Genomic DNA, 438 nt, shown 5'->3' on the forward strand with positions numbered 1-438 from the left:
GGGAGTTTGTAATGAATGGATGAACAGCAACAATTGACGAATGCATATCATTCAAATAAATTATCGCATGCCTATTTATTTGAAGGTGATGATGCACAAACGATGAAACAAGTTGCGATTAATTTTGCAAAGCTTATTTTATGTCAAACAGATAGTCAATGTGAAACAAAGGTTAGTACATATAATCATCCAGACTTTATGTATATATCAACAACTGAGAATGCAATTAAGAAAGAACAAGTTGAACAACTTGTGCGTCTTATGAATCAACTTCCTATAGAAAGCACAAATAAAGTGTACATCATTGAAGACTTTGAAAAGTTAACTGTTCAAGGGGAAAACAGTATCTTGAAATTTCTTGAAGAACCACCGGACAATACGATTGCTATTTTATTGTCTACAAAACCTGAGCAAATTTTAGACACAATCCATTCAAGG

Annotated in this window: 1 pseudogene; it reads left to right on the forward strand. The window is 32.6% G+C overall.

What is annotated here, in order from left to right:
• Window positions 1-15: 15 nt before the first annotated feature.
• Window positions 16-438 (forward strand): annotated as a pseudogene (locus M3225_RS29020) (DNA polymerase III subunit delta'); the annotation flags it as partial.

Origin of the sequence: Priestia aryabhattai, from assembly GCF_023715685.1 — a bacterium.
GTDB classification, from domain to species: Bacteria; Bacillota; Bacilli; order Bacillales; family Bacillaceae_H; genus Priestia; species Priestia aryabhattai_B.